Here is a 6,408-nt window from a genome sequence, read left to right on the forward strand (position 1 = left end):
GGCAACGGGTGGGGCGGTCGAGGTCCGCCTCGTCCACCGTGACCAGGATGCCGTCCAACCGGACGCACTCGTCCCGGAACGCTGCCCGTACCGTCTCCACCGCCGGCTCCTCTCCTTCGGCGTACCCTCTCACGCGGTTTCACGGCCCCACCGGCGGGTACGCGCCGGGCCGACGAGAGGGGGCGGGCGATAGATGGCCGGCATCATGTTGCGCAGCACCGCGTTCACCGACCACGACCAGTTGCCGGGGCGGTTCGCCCGGGACGGCGGGAACGTCTCGCCGCCGTTGCAGTGGTTTGACGTGCCGGAGCGGGCGACCGAACTACTGCTGCTGGTGGAGGATCCGGACGCCGGCCGTAGTCCGTTCCTGCACTGGCTCGTCACCGGCATCTCGCCGACCTCCGGCGGGGTCGCCGAAGGCGCGGTGCCCGAGGGTGGCCGGGAGTGGCCGAACGGCTTCGGCACAGTCGGCTGGGGCGGACCGCACCCGCCGCAGGGCGCGGAGGCGCACCGGTACTTCTTCCGGCTGTACGCGCTGCAACGCCCGCTGGACCTGGCCGACTCGCCGCAGGCCGCGGACGTGCACGCCGCGCTCGCCGGCCGTGAGCTGGCCAGCGGGACCATGGTGGGCACGTTCCGGCGCTGATCGTCAGCCCTTGTGGCGCGGCACCAACCGGTGCACCGCAAGCAGCACCAGCGAGGTCACCACGCCCATTGTCCCGGCGATGCCGGCGGCGCTGCCCGCGTACCCGATGAACAGGGTCCGCCGGGTCAGCTCGTCGACGGCGATCTGCTGCTGGTCGAGCAGCGAGGACACGGCCAGCCCGGAGGCCACGACGGCGGCCAGGCCGCCGAGCCCCAGCACCGCGGCGGCGAGGCCATGTGCGTCAGCCCTGGCGACCTGTGCCTGCTCCCGCTGGAACACCAGCAGCAGTAACCCGGCCAGCGCCGCCCAGACCCCGGCGATCAGGAAGGCGGCCACCGCGTCGCTGGGCCGGTGCCAGCCGGCGGAGAGGGTGGCCACACCGGCGACGGCCGCGTACGCGCCGCCGAGGCACGCCCCGAGCGCGCGCACCCTGGGCGGCAGAACCAGGAGCAGCGCCAGCGCCACCGACGCGGCGACGGTGGCGTGCCCACTGGGCAGGCTGTTGCCGACCGCGTCCCGCTGTGGGTCGATGCCGAGCGCGGGCCGGTCGAGCCCGTGCTTGAGCAGTTGGGTGGTGACGTTGGCGCCGGCGATGAGCAGGGTGGCTCCGAGGGCCAGCGTCTTGCGGCCCCGGATCAGCGCGATGAAACCGATCACCACGGTGGCGACCAGCAGGGAGAAGACCGACATCGCATTGAGGACCCGGTCGACCAGGCCCTCGATACGCTGCTGGCCGATCCGGTTGCCGGTCAACGCGACCGTGTCGAGCCACTGGCCGGTGCCGGTGTGCACCGTCAACCGCCAGAGCAGGGCGAATGCGACCGCCTGGGCCAGCGCCACCACGACCAACCAGACCGCCGTCCCGCCCCTTGCCGTCGCTCGCACCCGCACACCGTAGCGGTCCGCCCGGCAGGTCGCTCGGGGGACCACCGGCGCGCCCCGGCTACCGTGGTGCCGGACCACGGGAGGTGCGGGTGGACAGCACGTCGGAGCAGGAGCGGTCGGAGCAGGAGCGGCCCACCGCGGACCGGCCGGAGTCGCTGGCGGATCTGCTCGGCGGGCGCCGCGGCGCGGTGGACGCCACCGTTCCGCCGGTGGCGTTCACGCTCGGCTGGCTGTTGACCGGCCGGTCCGTCGCCGGCGGGGTGGTGGCGGCCGTGCTGGCCAGTTCGGCGGTGGCGCTCTGGCGGCTGCGCCGCGGGGACCGGCCCCGGTCGGTGCTGGTCGGATTGCTCGCGGTCTGCCTCGCCGCGCTGATCGCCCTGCGCACCGGGCGGGCGGTCGATTTCTTCCTGGTGCAGCTCTTCTCCAACGCGGCCAGCACGCTGGTGTGGGTGGTCAGCATCGTGGTGCGCTGGCCGCTGCTCGGGGTGCTGGTCGGGGTGGTGCTGCGGCAGCGGGGGCGGTGGCGTCGGGACCGGGTGCTGCTGCGGGCGTACGCGCGGGGCAGCTGGGTGTGGGCGGCGACGTACGCGGTGCGGGTCGCGGTGTTCCTGCCGCTGTACCTGGGCAGCCAGGTGGTCGCGCTGACCGTGGCCCGGGCGGCGCTGAGCTGGCCGCTGGTGGCCGCGGCGCTGACCGTGAGCTGGCTGGTGATCCGGCGGTCGCTGCCGGCCGGTCACCCGGGGTTGCGGCACCCGGTGCCGCCGGCGGACTCCTGCCCGGGCCCGGAACGCAAAGGGACCGGAACGTAAAGGGAGAGGCCGCCACGGGGGGAGCGGCCTCTCCGAGAAACACGGTACTCCGTCGAGTGGCGTCGTGTGATCCCACGACGACGTCTTTTTTCGCGGCGGCTCCACGACGGCACGGAAGGCGAGCGGTGGGGTGGGCCTCGCGATCCGCTGCGTCGACCGGATGGTCGACCCACCCCCGGCCTGACCGTGGGAATCAGGCCGCCCGCCGACCGGGCGGTCCGCTCCCCCGGGCCCGGTCGGCCTCCGGGTGGGTGGCGCCGCGCCACCCACCCGGAAGGGTCAGATCACCCGTTCGGGAACAGGTTGCCGTAGTCGGCGTACGCCATGGCGACGTCGGCCTGCGCCCAGAACCGGTGGTAGTTGAAGGTCGGCTCGGCTCCGCCCTTGAGGTATGCCTCGATCTTCGGCCAGTCGGGGTCGTTCTTGTAGAACGACCGGATGTCCAGGAAGCTCTTGCCGGCGGCGATGGTGTCGCCGTTGGGCATCTTTCCGGTCCAGCCCGGCGGGACGTAGAGGCCGTCACCGGTGGCGGCGTTGTAGACGTCGTCGAAGCGCTGGTAGTCGCCGCGCTTCTCCGGCATCGAGACGCCCTTGGCGTCGCTGGCCGCGTGCAGCGCGTCCAGCAGGCCCTTGGCGGTGTTCTTCGCCGCCACGTTGCCCGACTTGGCCGCGTACGCGATCAGGGTGCGGGCGTAGGCCGCGGCAACCCCGACGTCCTGGCCCTTCACCGTCACCTCGACGTGCAGGTTGGTGTTGGGCTGCGGGTTGGTGGGGTTCCAGTTGTTGGGCTGGCCGGTCCATCTCATGTCCGACGGGATGGACCAGTTGGCGCCCAGCGTGGTGTTGGCGATGGCCCACGGCACCCACTTGTCCAGCAGCGCCTTGGCCTTGGCGTTGCCGGTTTCCAGGTAGAGCTCGGCGATCCGCTGCATCGACCAGGCCTGCATGCCGAACCACTGGTTCGACGGCGGGTCGTTGTAGACCGGGTCGACGTCGTAGAACATGCCGTAGAAGGTGGCGGTGCCGGCCGGCGGCCGGGCGTAGCTGCCGTCCCAGCTGTTGGTGGCGCCACCGGCGATGCCGCCCTCGGCGGACTGGAGCCAGGTGTAGAACTCCAGCTGCCGGTCGAGGCTCTTCTGCCAGTCACTGGTAGCGGTCGGCGACTTCGGCTTGAGCTCGTTGACGTTGGTCAGCGCCCAGGCCGCGAACGGGTTCTGGTAGCCGAAGTGGTTGTGGCTGGAGCCGATCCGCCACGACCAGTTCTGGCCGGCCTCGTACGCGCCGCCCCAGGCGTAGTACCAGGACATCAGGTAGTGGGCGGAGTCCCGGCCGGTGCCGGCCGGGCAGGTCGTGGCACCGACGCAGTTGCCGATCTTCTTGAAGTACTTGTCGAACATCGCGTAGCGCAGGTAGTCACCCATCTTGGCGGCCTTGGCGACGGTCGCCGCCACGTCGGCCTGCTTGCCCTGGGCCTTGGCCCAGGTCAGCGCCCAGTACGCGGCCTGCACGGCGCGGGCGTCGGCATCCGGGGCGTTGGTGTACTTCCACTGCTTGGCGGGGGCGTTCGACTCCTTGATGAACAGGTCGAGGTAGCCGTTCTGGCCGCCGTGCTTGAAGGTGTCGCAGGACGGCTGCGGCACGGTCTCCCAGACCGACTCCTGGGTGCCCCGCTGGAAGGTGTTGATGTACGCCGGCCGGGTGGTGCCGTCACCGCAACGACCGAAGCCGTAGACGTTGTCGACGTCCAGCAGCCAGTGCATACCGTAGATTTCCCCGGTGCCGTAGGTGGACTGCAGTTCGCCACGCAGCGGATCCTGCCCGACCGGGACGTTCGCGTCGAGCTGCGACGGGTACTGGTTGGGCAGCGGGTGCTCGGCGGCGTACTGCGGGGTGCCCGCGGCGCCGGCGGTGGGCTGATCGGCCGAGGACGGGATGATGTACTTCTCCATCACCGTCCAGGAGTTGTTGAACGGCGCCCAGTTCTGGGTGACCCGGCCGTAGTTGGCCTCCAGCCAGAGCCAGAAGCTGAACGCCTCCGAGGTGGTCTCGTGGCCGTGGTCGGGCGCCTCGACGATCAGCGTCTCGACCGAGTGGTACGGCACGCCCTCCGGGCTGAAGTACCCGGAATTCTTGATCTTGCCGTACTGGTCGAGGAAGCGCTTGATGTACGCGTTGTCGCCACCGGGGGTGTCGTTGTCGATCTCGGTCGCGGTGATGGCGAGCGGGGGGTAGCCGGTGGCCGTGGCGGTGATGGTGGCGGTGCCGCCGACCGTGTCGGAGTCCTCCGCCGCCGCGACCGTGACGGTGACGCCGGTGTTCCAGTTGGCCGGGGTCAACGTGACGGTGGCCGGCGAGACGGTGATGTCGGTGTCCCCGGTGCGGGTCAGGGTCACCGGGACGTTGCCGGTGGGGGCCGCACTGGGCTTCAGGTTGAAGGTGGTGCTGCCACCCTCGGTGACGCTGACCGAGGACGGGGTGGCCACCAGGACCGGACCCCTGGCGGGGGTGACGGTGAACGCGCGCTCGGCGACCGCGCTGGCCCCGGCGTTGTCGTACGCCATGGCCTGCACGGTGTAGCTGCCCGCCGGCAGGTCCTCCAGGGTGTAGCCGTACGGCGCGGTGGTGTCGGTGTTGACCAGCAGACCGTTGCGGTAGAACTCGACCTCGCTGATCGTCCCGTCCGGGTCGGTGGCGGTGGCGGTCAGCGGCACGTCCGCCGGCGCCTCGAACGGGCCGGGCGGCACACTCAGACTCACCGTCGGCGGCCGGTTGACGGGGGCGCCGTTGCAGGTGACGCCGTTGAGCGTGAACGTGGCGGGCTTCGGGTTGCTGCCGCTGTAGGTGCCCTGGAAGCCGATCGTGGTGGAGGCGCCGGTGCCGAGGTTGCCGTTCCACGCCTCGTTGGTCGCGGTCACCTCACTGCCGCTCTGGCTCCACTTCGCCGACCAGCCGTACGTCATCCGCTGGCTGCTGTTCGGGAAGTTCCACTTGAGCGTCCAGCCGTTGACGGCGTCGCCCAGGTTCTTGATGGTGACATTGGCGGTGAAGCCGTTGCCCCAGTCGTTGGTCGCGTAGGTCACGTCGCAGGCCGGGGCGGCGTGCGCCGCACCCGCGGGCAGGGTCACCCCAGCGACGGCGAGGGTGGCGGCGGCGAGCATCGCCGTCCGGCGACGTCTTGCCATGAGTCTCATGTGCGCGGTATCTCCTCGGACCGGGCCGGAGCCAGGGTGGGCCGCCGGCGAGGCACCTCCACGCGAGCAGGGGTCGCGGGGGGATGGAGGCGCCCGGGATGGTGGTCGGTCGGGATCGGCCTGTGCTGCCCGGGGGCAGGGTGCCGTCTCCTTGGGTGCCGTCCGGAGAACCGGATGCCCTCGGCGACCCACGCTTGCGCGAGCTGGCTCCGCGTCGCGATTGAATGGCAGTGTGCCATGGAAGCGCTCCCACGACAACACCGCAGGTCAAACACGGAATTTTGTTTCGATTTCGTTTAGGGGCTTTCACAAAACGGTGACGGGCGTTACAGTCGCAACATCGCCGATGGGAGCGCTTCCATCGACGTAGATGCAAACAGTTGGATCGACCGCGATCACCGCATCGCGGTGTACAGCCCGAGGGGCTGACGACGGGCCAGCCCGGACACCGCCGTCAGCCGTCACCCACCGACTCGAGGAGGGAGGTAAACACCAGAGCCACTCGCGTGGCCCGGCTCCCGCGCGACACGCACGACCGAACAGCCAAGTCCATCCGTGCGTGTATGTAACACAGTGGGGACGGGGGTTGCCCTCCCCCGTCCCCACACTAGACCCCCGCAGTCGAGGGGAAAAGAGGCCGACGGGACAGGCGTGCGCGCCACCCGGCCGGCCTCGCTCGCTGTCGGCACACGGTCGGGTCGACCGTCCGACCCGCGACCCCGCCACACCCCATCCCCGGCCACCGGCGCAGGTTCGGCCGCTCTAGGCTGGCAGTCCGCCCGAGAAGACGGCCGGACCGTCGCGCGCCCGCTGTGGGAGCGCTCCCGGCCGTCGGGTGGCCCCGCACCGTGAGGAGAACTGCCATGTCGATGCATCC

At 71.0% G+C, this 6,408-nt stretch carries 4 protein-coding genes; 2 read left to right on the forward strand and 2 right to left on the reverse strand.

Annotated elements, in window-relative coordinates; genetic code table 11:
- Nucleotides 1-193: 193 nt before the first annotated feature.
- The gene (locus tag E1193_RS29095) at nt 194-646 is read left to right on the forward strand and encodes a YbhB/YbcL family Raf kinase inhibitor-like protein (RefSeq protein ID WP_132186368.1); all 453 of its coding nucleotides are present in this window, start codon (nt 194-196) and stop codon (nt 644-646) included.
- A 3-nt stretch (nt 647-649) separates the two neighbouring features.
- Here E1193_RS29095 and E1193_RS29100 read toward each other — a convergent pair whose 3' ends face one another.
- Complete coding sequence (locus E1193_RS29100) at nt 650-1,537, reverse strand: phosphatase PAP2 family protein (RefSeq protein WP_132186369.1); 888 nt, start codon at nt 1,535-1,537, stop codon at nt 650-652.
- An 83-nt stretch (nt 1,538-1,620) separates the two neighbouring features.
- Here E1193_RS29100 and E1193_RS29105 point away from each other — a divergent pair, with 83 nt between their 5' ends.
- Nucleotides 1,621-2,340 (forward strand): DUF3159 domain-containing protein, encoded by a 720-nt coding sequence (locus E1193_RS29105; RefSeq protein WP_132186370.1) that lies wholly within the window; start codon nt 1,621-1,623, stop codon nt 2,338-2,340.
- Between the two features lie 284 nt (nt 2,341-2,624).
- On the opposite strand, the gene E1193_RS29110 is transcribed toward E1193_RS29105, so the two are convergent.
- Nucleotides 2,625-5,522 carry a glycoside hydrolase family 48 protein gene (locus E1193_RS29110; protein ID WP_207922912.1) on the reverse strand — a complete coding sequence of 966 codons (2,898 nt, stop codon included), beginning with the start codon at nt 5,520-5,522 and terminating at the stop codon, nt 2,625-2,627.
- Nucleotides 5,523-6,408: the final 886 nt, after the last annotated feature.

It is taken from the genome of Micromonospora sp. KC606, assembly GCF_004348675.1.
Lineage (GTDB): Bacteria > Actinomycetota > Actinomycetes > Mycobacteriales > Micromonosporaceae > Micromonospora.